This window comes from Microbacterium sp. HJ5, assembly GCF_054824025.1.
Genome location: NZ_JSYE01000003.1, coordinates 1 through 18,075, shown reverse-complemented (window position 1 = coordinate 18,075; position 18,075 = coordinate 1). Strand labels below are relative to the sequence as shown.

The following is an 18,075-nucleotide window of genomic DNA, read 5'->3' as shown; positions in this document are numbered from 1 at the left end:
ATGCCGGCCCGCACAGCGACGTGCCGACGTCCAGGGTAACCCAGTGGGGGCCGGAGCAAGCTCCGACCCCCACTGCGAGTACTACTTGACGGTGCCGCCCGCGGCGACGATCTTCTGCTCGGCGGAACCCGAGACCTTGTCGACCGACACGTTGAGCTTCACCGAGATGTCGCCGGTGCCGAGCACCTTGACCTTCTCGTTCTTGCGAACCGCGCCCTTGGCGACCAGGTCGCCGACGGTGACATCGCCACCGGACGGGTACAGCTCGGCGAGCTTCTCCAGGTTCACCACCTGGTACTCGACGCGGAACGGGTTCTTGAACCCGCGCAGCTTCGGGGTGCGCATGTGCAGCGGCATCTGGCCGCCCTCGAAGCCGACCTTGACCTGGTAGCGGGCCTTCTGACCCTTGGTGCCACGGCCGGCGGTCTTGCCCTTCGAGCCCTCACCGCGACCGACACGGGTCTTCGCGGTGTTGGCGCCGGGGACCGGACGCAGGTGGTGGACCTTCAGCACGCCGGGACGCGACGCCGGAGCGTCCGCCTTCGGAGCAGCCTTCTTCGCAGGGGCCTTCTTCGCGGCGGGAGCCTTCTCGGCCTTGTCCGCAGCCTCGGCCTTGTCGGCCTTGGCGGCAGCGGCCTTCGCGGGCGCCTTCTTCGCAGCTGCCGGCTTGTCGGCGGCAGCCTTCTTGGCGGGAGCCTTCGCGGCGGCGGGCTTCTTCGAAGCCTTCTCCTCGACGGCGTCGTTCTTCTCGGCCTTCTCAGCCATTAGTCGATCTCCTCAACCTTCACGAGGTGCGCGACGGTCTTGACGTAGCCGCGCGTCTGCGCGTCGTCGGGACGGACGACCGAGTCGCCGATCCGCTTGAGACCGAGCGAACGCAGCGTGTCGCGCTGGTTCTGCTTCTCACTCACCTTGGACTTGACCTGGGTCACCTTCAGGCGCGCGGCCATCAGACACCTGCCTTCGCAGCAGCCGCGGCCTCGGCCTCGGCACGGACGAGACGGGCGGGGGCGACCTGGTCGAACTCGAGGCCGCGGCGCGCGGCGACCGCACGGGGCTCCTCGAGCTGCTTCAGGGCCTCCACCGTCGCGTGGACGATGTTGATCGTGTTCGACGAGCCGAGCGACTTCGAGAGGACATCGTGGATGCCCGCGCACTCGAGGACGGCACGGACCGGACCACCGGCGATGACACCGGTACCGGCGGCGGCGGGGCGCAGGAGCACCACACCGGCGGCGGCCTCACCCTGGACGGGGTGCGGGATGGTCGAGCCGACGCGGGGCACGCGGAAGAAGTTGCGCTTGGCCTCTTCGACACCCTTCGAGATCGCCAGGGGCACCTCGCGGGCCTTGCCGTAGCCGACGCCCACGACGCCGTTGCCGTCACCGACGACCACGAGCGCGGTGAAGCTGAAGCGACGACCGCCCTTGACGACCTTCGACACGCGGTTGATCGTGACGACGCGCTCCAGGAACTGGCTCTTGTCGGCATCGCGCGAACCGCGGTCACGCTGGTTCTGGTTGCGCTCGCGGCCACCGCGGCGCGGCTCGCGCTCACGCTCGGCGGGCGCCTCGGTGGTCGTGGCGGCAGCAGCCTGCTCGGTCACTTCGGTCTCCACGTTGTTGTTGGTTGTTTCGCTCACAGGTTCAGACCTCCTTCGCGAGCGCCGTCGGCGATCGCCGCGACACGGCCCGCGTAGCGGTTGCCACCGCGGTCGAACACGACGTCCGAGACGCCGGCGGCCTTCGCGCGCTCGGCGACGAGCTCGCCGACCTTGCGGGCCTTGGCGGTCTTGTCACCGTCTAACGCACGCAGATCGGTCTCGAGAGTCGAGGCCGAGGCCACGGTGCGGCCCTTGCTGTCGTCCACGACCTGCACGAAGACGTGGCGGGCCGAACGGGTGACGACGAGGCGCGGACGCTGCTCGGTGCCGACGACCTTCTTGCGAAGGCGTGCGTGACGACGCGTGCGCGCCTGAGTCTTTGTCTTGACAGCCATGGTTACTTACCACTCTTTCCGGCCTTGCGACGAACGACCTCGCCGGCGTACCGCACACCCTTGCCCTTGTACGGCTCGGGCTTGCGGATCTTGCGGATGTTCGCGGCGGCCTCGCCGACAGCCTGCTTGTCGATACCGCTCACGGTGACCTTGTTGTTGGCCTCGACCGTGAAGCTGATGCCCGCGGGCGGGTCCACCAGGACGGGGTGCGAGAAGCCGAGGGCGAACTCGATCGACCCGCCCTTCTGCGCGACGCGGTAACCGGTACCGACGACCTCGAGGCCCTTGGTGTAGCCCTGGGTGACGCCGATGATGTTGTTGTTGATGAGCGTGCGGGTCAGGCCGTGGAGCGAGCGCGATGCGCGCTCGTCGTCGGGACGGGTCACGACGACCTGGCCCTCTTCGACCTTGACCTCGATGGGGCGCGCCACGGTGAGCGTCAGCTCGCCCTTGGGGCCCTTGACTGCGACGTCCTGGCCGTCGACCGTGATGGTCACTCCGGCGGGGATGTCGATGGGAAGACGTCCGATTCGCGACATGTCAGATCACCACACGTAGGCGAGGACTTCCCCACCCACGCCCTTCTGCTCGGCCTGACGGTCCGTGAGGAGACCGGAGGAGGTGGACAGGATGGCGACGCCGAGCCCACCGAGGACCGTGGGGATCTCGGTCGACTTCGCGTACACGCGGAGACCGGGCTTGGAGACGCGCTTGATGCCGGCGATCGACCGCTCGCGGTTCGGGCCGTACTTCAGCGTCAGCGTGAGGGTCTGGCCGACGCGTGCATCGGAGACCTCCCAGCTCGAGATGTAGCCCTCCTGCTTGAGGATGTCGGCGATGTGCGTCTTGAGCTTCGAGCTCGGCAGCGACACGGTGTCGTGGTGCGCCGAGTTCGCGTTGCGCAGACGGGTCAGCATGTCTGCGACCGGGTCTGTCATTGTCATTTCTTGTTTCCTTTGTTCATGAGGTTTCGGCTGCCGTTACACGACAGACGACCTTCTATGAGTGCCCCGGGAGCCGGCGGCTCCCGGGGACTTCATCGGCTCAGGCCTGAGCGTCCTCGCCACGGAACGGGAAGCCGAGGTGACGCAGGAGCGCACGGCCCTCGGCATCCGTCTTCGCCGACGTCACGACCGTGATGTCGAACCCGCGGACGCGGTCGATCTTGTCCTGGTCGATCTCGTGGAACACGGACTGCTCCTGGAGACCGAACGTGTAGTTGCCGTGGCCGTCGAACTGCTTGGCCGACAGACCGCGGAAGTCGCGGATGCGGGGCAGAGCGAGGTTGACCAGGCGGTCCACGAACTCCCACGCGCGGTCACCGCGGAGGGTGACGTGCGCGCCGATGGCCTGGCCCTCGCGCAGCTTGAACTGCGCGATGGACTTGCGGGCCTTGGTGACGACCGGCTTCTGGCCGGTGATCTTGGTGAGGTCCTCGACCGCGCCATCGATCACCTTGCTGTCGCGAGCTGCCTCGCCGACACCGGTGTTCACGACGACCTTGACCAGACCGGGGATCTGCATGACGTTGGCGTAGCCGAACTCGTCCTGCAGCTGGGTCTTGATCTCGGTGTTGTACTTCTGCTTCAGGCGGGGCTGGATCTTGCCAGCCTCCGCGGCAGTGGCGGTGCTCATGTTCAGAGGTCCTTGCCTGACTTCTTGGCGTAGCGCACGCGGACGGTGCGCTTCACGCCGTCCTTGGTCTGCTCCTCGACACGGTGGCCGACGCGGGTCGGCTTCTTGGTCGAGGGGTCGACGAGCGCGACGTTGGAGATGTGGATGGGGGCCTCGAACGTCTCGATGCCGCCCGTCTTGGTGCCGCGCTGGGTCTGGCCCACGCGGGTGTGCTTCGTGACGTAGTTCACGCCCTCGACGATGACGCGGTTCTGCTCGACGAGGACCTCGAGGACCTTGCCCTGCTTGCCGCGGTCGCCGCCGCGCTCGGGCTTGGCGCCCGAGATGACCTGAACCAGGTCGCCCTTCTTGATCTTCGCCATGATCAGATGACCTCCGGGGCGAGCGAGACGATCTTCATGAACTTCTTGTCGCGAAGCTCACGGCCGACCGGTCCGAAGATGCGGGTGCCGCGGGGCTCCCCGTCGTTCTTCAGGATCACGGCGGCGTTCTCGTCGAACTTGATGTACGAGCCGTCGGGACGACGGGTCTCCTTCTTGGTGCGGACGACGACGGCCTTGACCACGTCGCCCTTCTTCACGTTGCCGCCGGGGATCGCATCCTTGACCGTGGCCACGATGATGTCGCCCAGACCGGCGTACCGGCGGTGCGAGCCACCGAGCACGCGGATCGTGAGCAGCTCCTTGGCGCCGGTGTTGTCGGCGACCTTCAGGCGGGATTCCTGCTGAATCACTTGTTACTCCTTGGGTTCCAAGCAAGCCGAGGGCTTACTTGGCCTTCTCGAGGATCTCGACCAGGCGCCAGCGCTTGGTGGCGCTGAGCGGACGGGTCTCGTTGATGAGGACGAGGTCGCCGATGCCGGCGGTGTTGCCCTCGTCGTGCGCCTTGACCTTCGAGGTCCGACGGATGACCTTGCCGTAGAGAGGGTGCTTCACGCGGTCCTCGACCTCGACGACGATCGTCTTGTCCATCTTGTCGCTCACGACGTAGCCGCGGCGCGACTTGCGGTAACCACGGGCGTCGGCGTCGCGCACGTCGTGCTCGGCGGACTCGTGGCCTGCGACCTGCTCGACGACCTCGGCCTTGGCAGCCGTGGCCTTCTTCGCGGGGGCCTTCTTCTCGGTGGTCTCAGCCATCACTCGGCCTCTTCCTTCACGGCCTCGTCAGCGGCATCCGCCTTCTTGGCCTTCGTCTTCTTCGCCTTCGTCGCGGTCTCCAGCGGCGCGGGCGTGGCACGGATGCCGAGCTCGCGCTCACGGATCACGGTGTAGAGCCGCGCGATGTCGCGCTTGACCGCACGGATGCGGCCGTGGCTCTCGAGCTGGCCGGTGGCCGACTGGAAGCGCAGGTTGAACAGCTCTTCCTTGGCCTTGCGCAGCTCCTCGACGAGGCGCTGGTCTTCGAACGTGTCGAGCTCGCTCGGGGCGAGCGTCTTGGTGCCGATCGCCATTACGCGTCGCCCTCCTCGCGCTTGATGATGCGTGCCTTGAGAGGCAGCTTGTGGATGGCACGGGTCAGGGCCTCACGAGCGAGTTCCTCGTTGACGCCGGCGACCTCGAAGAGGACGCGACCCGGCTTGACGTTTGCGACCCACCACTCGGGCGAACCCTTACCGGAACCCATGCGGGTCTCGGCCGGCTTCTTGGTGAGCGGACGGTCGGGGTAGATGTTGATCCACACCTTGCCGCCGCGCTTGATGTGACGGGTCATCGCGATACGAGCGGACTCGATCTGACGGTTCGTCACGTAAGCGGGCGTGAGGGCCTGGATGCCGAACTCGCCGAAGGAGACCTTCGTGCCGCCGGTGGCCTGGCCATCGCGCTTGGGGTGGTGCTGCTTGCGGTACTTGACCTTGCGGGGGATAAGCATTACGCCGATGCTCCTTCTGCGACGGGGGCCTCGTTGCGGGGGCCACGACGCGGACGGTCGTCACGACGACGGTCGGACTTCGGCGCGTTGGCCTGCTCGCGTGCGAGCTCCTTGTTGGTCAGGTCGCCCTTGTAGATCCAGACCTTCACGCCGATGCGGCCGAAGGTGGTCTTGGCCTCGTAGAAGCCGTAGTCGATGTTCGCGCGCAGCGTGTGCAGCGGCACACGACCCTCGCGGTAGAACTCCGAGCGGCTCATCTCGGCGCCGCCGAGGCGGCCGGAGACCTGGATGCGGACACCCTTGGCGCCGGCGCGCTGAGCACCCTGCAGACCCTTGCGCATCGCGCGGCGGAAGGCCACGCGGGCGCTGAGCTGCTCGGCGATGCCCTGTGCGACGAGCTGAGCATCGGCCTCGGGGTTCTTGACCTCGAGGATGTTCAGCTGGATCTGCTTGCCGGTGAGCTTCTCGAGGTCGGCGCGGATGCGCTCGGCCTCGGCGCCGCGGCGGCCGATCACGATGCCCGGGCGGGCGGTGTGGATGTCGACGCGGACGCGGTCACGCGTGCGCTCGATCTCGATGTTGCTGACGCCGGCACGGTCGAGCGACGTCGTGAGCAGACGACGGATCTTGATGTCCTCGGCCACGTAGTCGGCGTAGCGCTGTCCGGGCTTCGTCGAGTCCGAGAACCAACGCGACACGTGGTCCGTGGTGATGCCGAGGCGGAAGCCGTACGGGTTGACCTTCTGGCCCATTACTTGCTCGCCTTCTTCGTCTTGGCAGCCGGGGCCGCCTCAGCGACCTCGGGCGTCGAGAGCACGACCGTGATGTGGCTCGTGCGCTTCTTGATCTGGAACGCGCGACCCTGGGCGCGGGGCTGGAAACGCTTGAGCGTCGTGCCCTCGTCGACGTACGCGTTGGCCACGTACAGGTCCTGCTCGTCCAGGTACTCGCCGTCCTTGTCGGCCTTCACGCGAGCGTTCGCGATCGCCGAGGCGACGAGCTTGTAGATCGGCTCGCTCGCACCCTGCGGCGCGAACTTGAGGATGGCCAGGGCCTCCTCAGCCTGCTTGCCCTTGATGAGGGCGACGACACGACGAGCCTTCTGAGGGGTCACGCGGATGTGTCGCACACGTGCGATGGACTCCACCATTTCTCTCTCCTCTTCGTCGCCGCCTTAGCGGCGACGGCCCTTCTTGTCGTCCTTCACGTGGCCGCGGAAGGTGCGGGTGGGCGCGAACTCGCCCAGCTTGTGGCCGACCATGGTCTCGGTCACGAACACGGGGATGTGCTTGCGACCGTCGTGCACGGCGATCGTGTGGCCGAGCATGGCCGGCACGATCATCGAGCGACGGGACCAGGTCTTGATGACGTTCTTGGTACCGGCTTCGTTCTGGACGACGACCTTGCGAAGCAGGTGCTCGTCGACGAAGGGGCCCTTCTTGAGACTGCGTGGCATCTTCCTCTACTCCTACTTGCGCTTCTTGCCGGCGTTGCGACGGCGAACGATGTACTTGTCGCTTTCCTTGTTCGCGTGGCGGGTGCGGCCTTCGGCCTGGCCCCACGGCGAAACAGGGTGACGACCACCGGAGGTCTTGCCCTCGCCACCACCGTGGGGGTGGTCGACGGGGTTCATCGCGACACCGCGGACGGTCGGGCGGATGCCCTTCCAGCGGTTGCGGCCGGCCTTGCCCCAGTTGATGTTCGACTGCTCGGCGTTGCCGACCTCGCCGATCGTCGCGCGGCAGCGGGCGTCCACGTTGCGGATCTCGCCCGAGGGCAGACGCAGCTGGGCGTACGGGCCGTCCTTCGCGACGAGGCGCACCGACGCACCCGCGGAGCGGGCCATCTTCGCGCCGCCGCCGGGACGGAGCTCGATCGCGTGGATCACGGTACCGGTGGGGATGTTGCGCAGCGGCAGGTTGTTGCCGGGCTTGATGTCGGCGCCGGGACCCGACTCGACGATGTCACCCTGCGACAGCTTGTTGGGCGCGATGATGTAGCGCTTCTCGCCGTCCGCGTAGTGCAGGAGGGCGATGCGCGCCGTGCGGTTGGGGTCGTACTCGATGTGAGCGACCTTCGCGTTGATGCCGTCCTTGTCGTTGCGACGGAAGTCGATGACGCGGTACTGGCGCTTGTGGCCACCGCCGATGTGGCGGGTGGTGATGCGGCCCTGGTTGTTGCGGCCACCGGTCTTGGCGAGCGGGCGGAGGAGCGACTTCTCCGGCGTCGATCGGGTGATCTCGGCGAAGTCGGCCACCGACGAGCCGCGGCGACCCGGGGTCGTGGGCTTGTACTTGCGAATAGCCATATCTCTAGTCCTCTATCCCGACCGTCAGCCGACTGCCGTGAAGATGTCGATGGTGCCCGACTTCAGGCTCACGATGGCGCGCTTGGTGTCCTTGCGCTTGCCGGTGCCGAAGCGGGTGCGGCGGGCCTTGCCGACGCGGTTGATCGTGTTGACCGCAGCCACCTTGACGCCGAAGATCTTCTCGATCGCGAGCTTGATCTCGGTCTTCGAGGCGCGCGGGTCCACGAGGAACGTGTACTTGCCCTCGTCGATGAGCCCGTAGCTCTTCTCGGAGACGACCGGCTTCAGGATGATGTCGCGCGGGTCCTTGTTCACGGCGGTCATGCCGAGACCTCCTCGGTGGCGCCGGCCTTCGAGGCGACGAACGCGTCGTAGGCGGCCTTGGTGAAGACGATGTCGTCGGAGACGAGCACGTCGTAGGCGTTGAGCTGGTCGAAGTACAGCACGTGGACGTACGCGAGGTTGCGCACGCTCAGGATGCTGAGCTCGTCGTCACGGGTGATGACGACCATCACGTTCTTGGTCGGGGCGAGCGCGGCGAGGACCGCGGCAGCGGCCTTCGTCGACGGAGCGCCCTCGATGCCGAACGAGTCGACGATGTGCAGACGGCCGCCGCGAGCACGGTCGCTGAGCGAGCCCAGGAGGGCCGCAGCGATCATCTTCTTGGGGGTGCGCTGCGAGTAGTCGCGCGGCTTCGGGCCGTGGACGATGCCACCGCCGGTCATGTGCGGCGCGCGGATCGAGCCCTGACGGGCGTTACCGGTGCCCTTCTGCTTGAAGGGCTTGCGGCCGGCGCCCGAGACCTCACCGCGACGCTTGGTCGAGTGGGTGCCCTGGCGAGCCGCCGCGCGCTGCGCGACGACGACCTGGTGGATCAGCGGGATGTTCGTCTTGACGTCGAAGAGCGCGGCGGGCAGCTCGACAGAGCCGGCCTTCTTGCCGTCGGCCTTGTGGACGTCGAGCGCGAGAGTCGAGTCAGCCATGTGTTCAGGCACCCTTCACTGCGTTGCGGACGTAGACGATGCGGCCACGGGCACCGGGGACGGCGCCCTTGACGAGCAGCAGACCCTTCTCGGCGTCGATGGCGTGCACCTTGAGGTTGAGGACGGTCACGCGCTCGCCACCCATACGGCCGGCCATGCGCATGCCCTTGAAGACGCGGCTCGGCGTCGACGAGGCGCCGATCGAACCGGGCTTGCGGTGGTTGCGGTGCGCACCGTGCGAAGCGGAGACGCCCTTGAAGTTGTGGCGCTTCATGACACCCGCGGTGCCCTTGCCCTTGCTGGTGCCGACGACGTCGATCAGCTGGCCGGCCTCGAAGACGCCGTCCACCGTGAGCTCCTGACCGAGTGAGTAGTCAGCGGCGTCCGCGGTGCGGATCTCCGTGAGGTGGCGACGCGGGGTGACGCCGGCGGCCTCGAAGTGGGCCGTGAGGGGCTTGTTCACCTTGCGGGGGTCGATCTGCCCGTAGGCGATCTGAACGGCCTTGTAGCCGTCCTTCTCGGGGGTGCGAACCTGGGTGACGACGTTCGGCGCCACCTCGATGACGGTGACGGGAACGAGCTTGCCGTTCTCGTCCCAGACCTGGGTCATGCCGAGCTTGGTGCCGAGCAGGCCCTTCGAAATCTTGTTGTTGATGTCAGCCATGTCGAACCTCAGAGCTTGATCTCGATGTTGACATCGGCCGGCAGGTCGAGACGCATCAGCGAGTCGACGGCCTTGGGCGTCGGGTCGATGATGTCGATCAGACGCTTGTGGGTGCGCATCTCGAAGTGCTCGCGGCTGTCCTTGTACTTGTGGGGCGACCGGATGACGCACACGACGTTCTTCTCGGTCGGAAGGGGCACGGGGCCCACGACGGTCGCGCCCGCACGGGTCACGGTGTCGACGATCTTGCGCGCCGAGCTGTCGAGGCCGGCGTGGTCGTACGACTTCAGGCGAATGCGGATCTTCTGTCCCGCCATTGTCTGCTCACTCTCTTTCTCGCGTCTTACCGTTCCGGGCTCCCCGGAGGCATTGGACGCACGGTGGCGCTCACGCGCCAGGGCACTTCTGCACTGCTCTTGCAGTGCGTTGCGCACCGCTGTTCTGATGTCAATCCGGATGCCGCGCCGAAGCGCCGCTCCCGGCATCCGCCACCCGCTCGCACGCGAGAGTCACTCTCGTGATGGAGGGGTTTGAGATGTGGTGGTTCTGCTGCCCGCGGCCTAGGACCCTGCGCTTCCGCGCCGCCTATGCACTGCCCTGGCAGTGATCCTGCGCGCGCCGAAAGACGCGCCGGAATGTGGAACCTCACTAGTCTACGTGCCGCCCGGGCGTGTCGCAAACTCGGGCGTGTCGCGCGGCGGGTATCCTCGGCTGCTTCTCAGGAGCCGGATGCCGCACGCGCTGAAGAAGGGCGGCCGCGCGTGCGCGCGACCGCCCTTCTGTGCGAAACGCCTGCTCGAGCGAGCTGCGACGTCCGCTCTCAACAGAGAGGTGGGGGGCCCTCCCTATTAAGAGGTATGCATCCCTAGCGGGAGGCGTGTGCCTCGCGACGACGCTGGTACGCCACGAGCGCGACAGCGGCCAGACCCATCACGAGCAGCGCGCCACCGGCGATCGGCACGATGGGGCTCACGCCGCCACCGGTCGCCGCGAGGGGGCCGCTCTCCGGACCGCCGGTGGCCGGCGTCTCCGGGTCGGTCGGCGACTCGGGGCTGATGGCCTGCTCGGGCGGGTTGGCGCACAGCGCCGTCGCCTCCGGGTACTCCAGGACCGTCTCGTAGTCCGGGTTCACCGCGAAGCGCACCGTGATGCCCTCGCGCGACCAGTCGAAGTTGCCCTCGGTCTTGACGTACGTGCCGTTCACGATCTCCCAGCCGGGCCACATCTTGGGCTCGGTCGCCGAGGCGCCGGGCCACAGCAGCTTGCCGCTGAGGGCCTGGTTCGGCACGACGTAGTCGTCTCCCTCGGGGTTGACGAAGGTCACCGTGACGGGCGTCTCGCTGTCGGGCTCGTAGCCCTCGGGAAGGGTCACGCCGTAAGAGAGGTACGGAACGTCGCCCACGCACGACGAGAAGATCTCACCGGGCAGGAGGGGGCAGGTGCCGATCTCGGCCTGCGTGAGGTCGCGGCTCTTGGTCTCGAGGGCGACGGTCGACTTCGCCGTGGCGTTGCCCTCGGCGTCGTACTCGAAGACCGTCGTCGTGATCTCACGGGTCTGGGTGACCTGCGTGTCGCCGCAGTCCCACTCGCCGTCGACCCACGAGCCGTACTCGACGTTGGTGTCGGGGAGCGGGCAGTCCTTCTTCTCGTCGGCCGTCATCGGACGCAGCGAGCTCGCCTTCTGCTCGACCGGCTCGCCCTTCACCCACGCGGTGCCGTTCCACACGTAGGGCGTGGTGGTCGTGACCGTCAGGACGGTGACCGTGACGCTCGCGCAGTCGTAGTCCGACGTCTCCTCGGTGACGACCTCGGCGTCGGGCTGCGGCGGGCGGCATGCCTCGATCTCGGTCGTGAGCCTGTCGAGGTTCGGAACCGTCCACTCGGTCTTGGCGCCGTCGGCGAAGACCGTGCCGGCGAGCGGCTTGGCGGTCCAGGTGGTGGTGCCGTCGGCGTTGAGCTTCGACAGCCACTCGACGTTCGGGCTCTTCGTGAGCACGCCCGCGGCGTCGCACGAGGGCAGGGTCCACGCGAGCGTGGGCGTCACGACGGTCGGCGGCGTCTGCGGGGTCGTGCCCTTGCAGACGATCCAGTGCGAGACGGTCGCCTGCTGGCCGCCGTTGTTGGTCGGCGACGCGTACGCGACACCGGCCTGCGGGTGCTCGGTGACGAAGTTGGTGTTGCCGGCCTTGATGACCAGCACCTCCCAGTGGTCACCGGGCCACGACTGATCGAACGGCTTGAGCGTGACGGTCTTGCCGTCGGCGCTGACCGACCCATGGCTCGACGACCAGGGGCCGTCGAGCTTGTAGCAGTCGGCCTTGTGCGCGGCGTACCGCGCCTCCCAGTACGACTCCTTGTTGGCCTCGGAGGTCGCCACCTCGGGCGTTCCAGGCGTTCCGATCAGGTCGGCCGCGGCCGCCCCGGTGCTGACCAGCGGAGCGACGACGAGCGAGACGGCCACAACGGCCCCCGCAAGCGACTTCCACAGTGTTTTCGTGCGCGAAACAGGCACAGTCATCCTTCCCCAGTGGCGCGCAGGCGCGCCGAATAACGTGCCGATGAATCGGCACCGACAACACTCGCTGAGCGCGTGTCATCCCCAGTTGATTTCGCCCGCGCATTCGGGTGCGCGAGCGTGACGGCGAACCGTCCCCAGGTGCAGGCTAACGCACGGATGGCCGAAAAACGAAATCTTCGGGATGCCTCGTCTCATCGTGTCGCGGGAACGGCAAAGAGGCCCTTCGCTCTGGGAGGGGCGAAGGGCCTCAGCGTCGCCTGGCCGCGACGAGGTGGGAGAGGGCGGGCCTTGGGGGCAACCCGCCCTCTCTCACGGTCAGAGCGTCGGCGTCTCCCCGCCCCGGCGGCGGCGGACGACGGTGAGCGCCGTCACACCGGCCAGGAGCGCGAGCACCCCGAACAGCGCCAGACCCCAGGGCACGTCACCACCGGTGGCGGGCAGCGGCGGCGGCTCCGGGAGGACGCCCCGCGGCACGGTGACCGTGGCGTCGTCGGAATCGCGGCCCGGGTCGCCGGGGTCGCCGAACGTGTGGTAGTCGACGACTGCCACATTGGTGATCTCGGTGGCCGTGGTCGCCTGGCTCACCATGGCCGTCAGGGTGATCGTCGGTGCCGACGTGGCGCCCTCATCGACGCCCTGCGGCTGCAGCGGCCCGAAGAGCACGCACTCGAGCGTTCCTCCGAACCCGGCGCTGTCCTGACCGGTCACGTCGCACGACTCCCAGTTCGGGAAGACGCTGTCGTCATCCTGTCCGGGCCAGGTGATGTCCGTGATCATGAGGTCCGCGGGGATCTCATCGGTCACGATCACACCCTCGGCGGCGGAGTCGGCGCTGACGTTCTCGACCGCGAGGTCGTAGGAGAACGTTCCGCCCACCTCCGTCACGTCGACGCTGGCCGTCTTCTCGATCTGCACCTCGGTGTGGCGCGCCTGGAAGCAGGCGGTCGTCTCACTCGGGTACTCGACGTCGAACGTGAGTGTCGGGTTGACCTCGAAGGTGACCGTGCTCTGACCGCGCCATGCGAAGTCGAGCTCGCTCGGGTCGAGGATCAGGCCGTTGAAGACGAAGAACCCTGCGTCCTCCGGCGCGTACTCCAGCCCGTCAGCCGGGTTGATGTACCCGCCGTCGGGACCGTAGTCCGCCGCCTCGAGCAGCCGCCAGCCGGGGTAGTCGATCGCGACGGGCGGGTTGCCCACGAACATGCTTCCCGGCCACTGGATCTCACCCGAGACGCCCTGCGGGTTCGCGAAGAACTCGCCGATCGTCAGGGAGTGACCCGCGGCGTTGGGCTCCTCGTCGGTCACCCAGCTGCCCGAAACGGGCAGCTGCGAGAGAGCAGGCGAGGTGCGGATGATGTACCGCAGCACCGCCGTGTCGCTGACGCACGCCGTGTAGACCACGCCGGTCATCTCGCGGACCTCGATGGTCAGGTCGTCGCAGTTGGGAGCGAACGGCTCGCCGTCGAACGGACCTCCGACCGTGTCGATCTCCGTGTCGACGCAGGCGTTGTTGACCAGCGACTCCAGCGGAGCCGGCGGGGTCGGCACGGGGTCACCCGGGTCGAGGACCGACACCGCGGGCTGCGCGGACAGCACGACCGAGATCGTGACCGTCATCGACTCCCCCGGAGCCAGCGGTGCGTCCAGCACGAGGTCGACGATGTCGTTCGCTTGGCCGCCGCCGTTCTCCGTCCAACCCGGCTCCGACAGCATCCCGAATCCATCCGACAGCGTCAGGTCGACGATGTCCAGGCGGGGGTGCAGGTCGTCGTCGCGGACGTGCGCGGCGATGGCATCCCGCGTGCCGTGGTTGGTGACCGTCAGCACGTAGTCGAAGGGCACCCCGGGCTCGACCGACGTCGAGCTCGACGTCTTCTCGAGGCCGACGTCGTCCAGGTGGATGGTGCCGCAGGCGTCGTCGTCGATCGGCTCGTCGTCCTCGACGGTCAGGACCGCCGTGTTGACGATGCCGATCCCGCTCTCCTCGCCTTCGCAGGGCTCGGCCTCTCCGGGGATCGACGTGATCTCGGCCAGGACGGTGACGGTGTAGACGTCGTCGTTCGCACCGTTGGACGGAGCAAGCGTCTGGTCGTCGGCCAACTCGGCCTCGAGCTCTCCCTCAGGGAAGTCGCCCTCGGTCGGTCCGGTCCACGAGGCGCTCAGCACCACGCCGTCGGTGGCGTCGATCGTGTCGGTGAGGTCGTACTCGCGAGACACGAGCTCGCTGTTGTTGTGCACGGTGATCTCGTACGTCACCGTCCAGGTGCCGTCCGGGTTCTGCTCCGAGCTCACGAGCGACTTGTCGAACTCGTACCCCTGGTCGACGTGCGAGTTCACGATCATGCAGACCACGTTCTCGCCCTTGTCCAGGCCGCCCAACGTCGCCGTTCCCGGCTCGCTGTCGGAGAGCTCGATCTCGCCCGAGATGTCGGACATGCATGACCACTCACCGGCCTCGAACTCGTCCGATCCGGCGAAGTCGCCGACGAGCTCCTCGGAGAGATCGAAGTCGACGCCGGTCGGCACCTCGGTCGGAGCGACGTCGCCGCCGTCCGCGTCGGTGACCGGATCGCCCTCGTCAGGCGTCGCCCACAGCTGCCAGTTGGTGTCGGAGACATCCGCACCGACGACCGTCTTCTCCAGCGCGATGGTCGGCAGTTCCGCCTCGTTCACGAACTCGCAGTCGACGGGCTGGTTCGGCATCGTGAAGCTGCCCTCGCGGCCCGAGTCGTCGAAGTACACGGTGTCGTCGGCACCCACGCAGACCAGCGACGAGGTGTAGTCGGACTCGTCGCCCTCCTGCACTCCGATCAGCTCGCTGACCATGATCTCCTCACCGATGAGCGCATCCGCCGTCACGGTGCTGACCACGTCCGTGAACTCTCCGACGCTGCCGTCGGCCGTGGACTGGCCGGAGCCGGTCGCACCGCCCGCGATGCTCAGGTCGGCCGTGTCGCCTTCCTGGCCGTTGACCCACGTCTTCACGACCGAGACGCTCTGCGTGAGCGCGCGGTTCGCGAACACGCAGATCGCGGTCTGAGTGACCGTGAGGTTGAACGTGCGGCCCTCGCCGGTCCCCGAAAGCAGACCCGCCGAGCACACGTACTTGGACTCGTACTGGCCCTGTCCGCTCACCGTCTCGGCGAGCGTCAGGATCTCTCCGATGCGCACCTGGGCGAACACCGTCTTGATGTTGTCCAGTCGGTCGAAGGTGCCGTCGGCGATCGAGACGTTGAACAGCTCCGCCGCACCCTCGCGGATGATCGACAGCCGAGCCTGGTCGAGGGCGATGCCGCCCAGCCAGCGCTTCTGCAGCAGGACGCCCACCTTGTTCGCGGTGTTGGTGAAGGTGCACTCCACGTCGGCATCCGGCGCGGTGAACGTCGTGCTCCGACCGGTGCCCTCGCCGCCGGCACCCGTGCACGCGTACGTGCTCGTGTACTGGCCGCGGTTGTCGCCGCCGAGCACCTCGGCCACCGTGATCGTCTCGCCCACGCGGACGGTGAGCTCCACGACGGCGTCGTCCGTCTGGTTCGCCGAGCCGTTCGCCGTCGACGTGCCGGTCTCGTCCTCGATCGAGAGCACCGCGTCGTCGCCCTGGAAGGCATCGACCCAGACCTTGTTCACGACGATGTCGGTGGTCTTCGCGGTGTTGGTGATGGTGCAGACCACCGACTCGGTCACCTCGAACTCCGGGATGCTGCCGCCCTGGCCGGACGTGCCGTCGTCACAGGCCCACGTCGAGGTGTACGAGCCGGTGTTCTCGTCGCCGAGCTCCTCCGACAGCGTGACCTCGTCGCCGACCCTGACCGTGACGGACGCCTTGTTGACGTTGTCGGTGCTGTTGCCCTCGGTAGCCACCGATGTCGCGGAGTCGGACTCCGCGCCGGTGATGTCGAGGTCGGCAGCGTCTCCGGCGAACGCGTTCACCCACTGCTTCTTCAGCTCGACCGTCGCGCGCTGCGCCTCGTTCTCGATCGTGCAGACCACCGCGCCGTTCGGGACCGTGAGCTGGAACGACAAGCCGGTTCCCGAGGTTCCCGTCGTGCAGGACCACGACGATCCGTAGACGCCTTCGCCTTCGAGAGTCTCACCCAGGGTGATCGTGTCACCGACCCGGACCTCGGCAACGGCCGTGTTGGTCGTGTCGAGCTGCGTGGCCGCTCCCGTGGCGGTCGACGTCGCCGTCGCGGTGCCCGCCGTCAGGTTCGCCTTGTCGCCCTGGATCGCGTCGACCCAGTACTTCTGCAGCGTGACCGTCTTGGTGACGGCCGTGTTGGTGAACGTGCACTGCACGCCGTTGGCCGAGGCCGGCCACGTCGGCGCGGTGATCGAACCCGCGGTGCCGGTGTTGTTCGAGACCGTCGCGCCGACGCAGGAGAGCGTCGACGAGTACACGCCCTTGTTCGACCCGCCCAGCGCCTCGGCGAGGGTCAGGGACGATCCCGGGGCGACCGAGACCTCGATGGACGGACCGGTCGTCGGTGCCGTCGATGTGCCGTTGGCCGTGGCCGCGCCGCCGATGCTCAACTGCGCCGTGTCGCCCGCGAACGAGTTCACCCACACCTTGGTGAGCGTGACCTTCGTGTAGGGCGTGTTCACGAACGCGGTCGAGATCGTCGGGTTCGGCGTCTGCTGCGACACCGTGAACGACTTCGACGACGGGTCGAGCACGTAACCGGCCGGAGCGACCGTCTCGACCACCGAGTAGGTGCCGGTGGGCAGGCCCGCCACAGTGAACTCACCGGGCGTGGCATCCGTGTCGCGACCGCTGTAGCCCGGCTGACCGGTGTTGTCGACGACGGTGATCGGAGCCGAGTCGAGGTCCCACGGAGCCGCAGCGGCAGCGCCACCGGTCGCGGTGATCTGGAATGTCGCACCGCCGAGCAGCGTGCTCGAGCGGTCGTGCTTCACCCACGAGACACCGCCGAGCGGGTCGACGAACGTGACCGTCCCGGACCCGTTGGCCGAGATCTGGATCTGCTGCGACGTCTGGGCCGGAAGCAGGTAGCCGGGAGGCGCGATCGTCTCAGTCACCGTGTAGGTGCCGGGCTTGACGTTGTTCGAGAAGACGAACGTGCCGTCCGCTCCCGTCACGACCGACGTGCTGCCCGTTCCCGTGGTCGGGTTCGGGCTCACCGTGAAGGTGGCGCCCGCGAGGCCCGCACCCTGCGTGTTGGTCTTCTTGATCGTCAGCGAACCGCAGGTCGACGGAGGGTCGACCGTCAGCGGGGCGACGTAGCCCTTGAGGTTCTTCGAGTCGCTGGCGATGTTGCCGGTGAAGCTGCGCACGTAGGCGGTGGCATCCGTAGCCGCCGGGCAGCCCGGCGTGACGACGCCGTCGGTCAGCTCGGTGACGTTGAGGCCGATCTCGAAGAACGCGCCCGCGAGGAGGTTCTCCCCGAACGGGTTCGTGAGGTTCGTGTCGCTCACTGCGCTGACGAACCCGCCCGAACCGTCGTACGCGGTGCACGTGCCGGGGTAGTCCTCGGCGTCGGTGTAGAGGCATACGAACCGCAGGACCGGCGCCGCGCCGCCCTGAGTCGTGATGACGAACACCGCACCGCCGTTGTCGCGGATCGGCTGCGGCGTGCCGTCGGACGCCGTACGCGCACCCGCGTTGGTGACCTCGATCAGGTAACCGCCGGTGCCGGCCTCCTGCCCGCGCTCCCAGCCGAACTGGAGGAAGTACTCCGAGCCGACCGTGGTGCTGTAGGAGTAGACGCGCTGGAAGTCACCCTTCGGGGGGGTGTTGCCCGAGCTGTCCCACTCGGTGGTGTCCTCGTCGTCGTCCTTGTTGCTGGTGTTGTACGTGCCACCCTGGGTCGTCGACGAGAAGTTGACGTTGCTCCAGTCGGCACCCGCGCAATCACCCGCGGCGTAGTTGCCGTCGATCTCGAAGCCGCCTTGCACGATACAAGGGGCGGCGAGGAGTGAGACCTCCTCTTCGGCCTGCGCCGCCTGCCGCGACGCCGTCTTGCCAGGCGCGCTTTCCTCGACGGGCGCCGCGGGCTCCTCCTCGGCGGGAGCGGCTGGCTCTTCGGCCGCAGGCTCCTCGGCGGGAGCGGCGGGCTCCTCGGCGGGAGCGGCCGGCTCCTCG

22 protein-coding genes are annotated in these 18,075 nt (G+C 67.7%); all 22 read right to left on the bottom strand.

All coding sequences use genetic code 11. The features are described 5' to 3' along the window. Window positions 1-81 precede the first annotated feature (81 nt). Window positions 82-765 carry a 50S ribosomal protein L15 gene (gene rplO / locus OB08_RS00825; protein WP_461471128.1) on the bottom strand — a complete coding sequence of 228 codons (684 nt, stop codon included), beginning with the start codon at window positions 763-765 and terminating at the stop codon, window positions 82-84. After that, window positions 765-950, bottom strand: a complete 186-nt coding sequence (gene rpmD / locus OB08_RS00820) for a 50S ribosomal protein L30 (RefSeq protein ID WP_023954062.1) — start codon at window positions 948-950, stop codon at window positions 765-767. Before rpmD ends, rplO begins: the two co-directional genes overlap by 1 nt. Then, on the bottom strand, window positions 950-1,618 hold the full coding sequence (gene rpsE, locus OB08_RS00815) for a 30S ribosomal protein S5 (protein ID WP_461471316.1): 669 nt from the start codon (window positions 1,616-1,618) through the stop codon (window positions 950-952). Before rpsE ends, rpmD begins: the two co-directional genes overlap by 1 nt. Before the next feature lie 20 nt (window positions 1,619-1,638). Continuing rightward, window positions 1,639-1,998 carry a 50S ribosomal protein L18 gene (gene rplR / locus OB08_RS00810; protein WP_461471125.1) on the bottom strand — a complete coding sequence of 120 codons (360 nt, stop codon included), beginning with the start codon at window positions 1,996-1,998 and terminating at the stop codon, window positions 1,639-1,641. A 2-nt stretch (window positions 1,999-2,000) separates the two neighbouring features. Continuing rightward, window positions 2,001-2,537, bottom strand: a complete 537-nt coding sequence (gene rplF, locus OB08_RS00805) for a 50S ribosomal protein L6 (protein WP_461471123.1) — start codon at window positions 2,535-2,537, stop codon at window positions 2,001-2,003. Between the two features lie 6 nt (window positions 2,538-2,543). Continuing rightward, window positions 2,544-2,942 carry a 30S ribosomal protein S8 gene (gene rpsH, locus OB08_RS00800; RefSeq protein ID WP_461471121.1) on the bottom strand — a complete coding sequence of 133 codons (399 nt, stop codon included), beginning with the start codon at window positions 2,940-2,942 and terminating at the stop codon, window positions 2,544-2,546. 100 nt (window positions 2,943-3,042) lie between these two features. Next, a complete protein-coding gene (gene rplE / locus OB08_RS00795; RefSeq protein WP_461471119.1) occupies window positions 3,043-3,633 on the bottom strand; it encodes a 50S ribosomal protein L5 in 591 nt (196 codons plus the stop codon). A 2-nt stretch (window positions 3,634-3,635) separates the two neighbouring features. Next, on the bottom strand, window positions 3,636-3,995 hold the full coding sequence (rplX, locus tag OB08_RS00790; protein WP_461471117.1) for a 50S ribosomal protein L24: 360 nt from the start codon (window positions 3,993-3,995) through the stop codon (window positions 3,636-3,638). A gap of 2 nt (window positions 3,996-3,997) precedes the next feature. Next, window positions 3,998-4,366, bottom strand: a complete 369-nt coding sequence (rplN, locus tag OB08_RS00785; RefSeq protein WP_461471115.1) for a 50S ribosomal protein L14 — start codon at window positions 4,364-4,366, stop codon at window positions 3,998-4,000. Window positions 4,367-4,400: 34 nt separating this feature from the next. Beyond that, complete coding sequence (gene rpsQ / locus OB08_RS00780) at window positions 4,401-4,769, bottom strand: 30S ribosomal protein S17 (protein WP_241112747.1); 369 nt, start codon at window positions 4,767-4,769, stop codon at window positions 4,401-4,403. After that, on the bottom strand, window positions 4,769-5,083 hold the full coding sequence (gene rpmC / locus OB08_RS00775; protein WP_045275475.1) for a 50S ribosomal protein L29: 315 nt from the start codon (window positions 5,081-5,083) through the stop codon (window positions 4,769-4,771). The genes rpsQ and rpmC overlap by 1 nt, the downstream gene beginning before the upstream one ends. Next, complete coding sequence (rplP, locus tag OB08_RS00770) at window positions 5,083-5,502, bottom strand: 50S ribosomal protein L16 (RefSeq protein WP_045275476.1); 420 nt, start codon at window positions 5,500-5,502, stop codon at window positions 5,083-5,085. The genes rpmC and rplP overlap by 1 nt, the downstream gene beginning before the upstream one ends. Beyond that, on the bottom strand, window positions 5,502-6,254 hold the full coding sequence (rpsC, locus tag OB08_RS00765; protein WP_169580747.1) for a 30S ribosomal protein S3: 753 nt from the start codon (window positions 6,252-6,254) through the stop codon (window positions 5,502-5,504). The genes rplP and rpsC overlap by 1 nt, the downstream gene beginning before the upstream one ends. Then, entirely contained in the window at window positions 6,254-6,652 is a 399-nt protein-coding gene (gene rplV, locus OB08_RS00760; protein ID WP_056117684.1) for a 50S ribosomal protein L22, read from the bottom strand. Before rplV ends, rpsC begins: the two co-directional genes overlap by 1 nt. A gap of 24 nt (window positions 6,653-6,676) precedes the next feature. Next, window positions 6,677-6,958 (bottom strand): 30S ribosomal protein S19, encoded by a 282-nt coding sequence (gene rpsS / locus OB08_RS00755; RefSeq protein WP_168912871.1) that lies wholly within the window; start codon window positions 6,956-6,958, stop codon window positions 6,677-6,679. A gap of 12 nt (window positions 6,959-6,970) precedes the next feature. Beyond that, entirely contained in the window at window positions 6,971-7,810 is an 840-nt protein-coding gene (gene rplB / locus OB08_RS00750) for a 50S ribosomal protein L2 (protein ID WP_461471110.1), read from the bottom strand. A 24-nt stretch (window positions 7,811-7,834) separates the two neighbouring features. Continuing rightward, window positions 7,835-8,134 carry a 50S ribosomal protein L23 gene (gene rplW / locus OB08_RS00745; RefSeq protein ID WP_461471108.1) on the bottom strand — a complete coding sequence of 100 codons (300 nt, stop codon included), beginning with the start codon at window positions 8,132-8,134 and terminating at the stop codon, window positions 7,835-7,837. Then, window positions 8,131-8,793 (bottom strand): 50S ribosomal protein L4, encoded by a 663-nt coding sequence (gene rplD, locus OB08_RS00740; protein ID WP_461471106.1) that lies wholly within the window; start codon window positions 8,791-8,793, stop codon window positions 8,131-8,133. The genes rplW and rplD overlap by 4 nt, the downstream gene beginning before the upstream one ends. 4 nt (window positions 8,794-8,797) lie before the next feature. Continuing rightward, the gene (gene rplC, locus OB08_RS00735) at window positions 8,798-9,457 is read right to left on the bottom strand and encodes a 50S ribosomal protein L3 (RefSeq protein ID WP_191766100.1); all 660 of its coding nucleotides are present in this window, start codon (window positions 9,455-9,457) and stop codon (window positions 8,798-8,800) included. A gap of 8 nt (window positions 9,458-9,465) precedes the next feature. Continuing rightward, a complete protein-coding gene (rpsJ, locus tag OB08_RS00730) occupies window positions 9,466-9,774 on the bottom strand; it encodes a 30S ribosomal protein S10 (protein ID WP_013584016.1) in 309 nt (102 codons plus the stop codon). A 548-nt stretch (window positions 9,775-10,322) separates the two neighbouring features. Then, window positions 10,323-11,969, bottom strand: coding sequence for a hypothetical protein (locus tag OB08_RS00725; RefSeq protein WP_461471102.1), 1,647 nt, complete (start codon window positions 11,967-11,969; stop codon window positions 10,323-10,325). Between the two features lie 321 nt (window positions 11,970-12,290). Beyond that, on the bottom strand, window positions 12,291-18,075 hold a 5,785-nt coding region (locus OB08_RS00720; RefSeq protein WP_461471100.1), incomplete at its 5' end, for an MSCRAMM family protein.